The organism is Kitasatospora nipponensis (assembly GCF_039528135.1).
GTDB lineage: Bacteria > Actinomycetota > Actinomycetes > Streptomycetales > Streptomycetaceae > Kitasatospora > Kitasatospora nipponensis.
Genome location: NZ_BAAALF010001178.1, coordinates 1 through 513 on the forward strand (window position 1 = coordinate 1; position 513 = coordinate 513).

2 pseudogenes are annotated in these 513 nt (G+C 68.8%); both read right to left on the bottom strand.

The features are described from left to right. A pseudogene (locus ABD323_RS45520) lies at positions 1 to 313 on the bottom strand (hypothetical protein); the annotation flags it as partial. A 10-nt stretch (positions 314 to 323) separates the two neighbouring features. Continuing rightward, positions 324 to 513: pseudogene (locus tag ABD323_RS45525) on the bottom strand (hypothetical protein); the annotation flags it as partial.

The window sequence follows — 513 nt, forward strand, 5'->3', positions numbered from 1 at the left end:
TGCCCAGGTTGTGGGGGCGGAGGCCGGCGGGCTCGGGGGTGAGGGGCGCGCAGTAGAGGGCCGCGACCAGGCAGCCGGTAGAGGCATAGAGGTGTGCGCTGGCGCGGATCGCGTCCAGGGCCACAGTGGTGTGCATCAGGTGGATGGGGCGTCCCGAGGTCAGCGTCGTGGTCATGGCGTTGCCGCTCAGCAGCCAGCCGTTGGGCGTCTCGTGTGCAAGGTGGTGGCGCCAGTCGGCTTCGGTCTCGGCGAGTCCGGATGGGCCGGGTCGGGTTGTGCTGCTGGTGTGGGCGTTGTCCCACTCGCTGTGCATGGACGACCTCCTACTGATGGGGGTTGAGGAGCTGGCTGGCATAGATGAGGGCCCCGCGGTTGGTTGCGCCGTTGAGTCGGGCCTGTTCGCTTCGGATGACCAGGTCGAAGGCGACGGGGTGGAGCCATACGGGGATGACGATGCGCAGCTGGGAGGGATCGGGCCACCACCGGCTGAGGGGAAGCCGGTAGCGGTCAAGG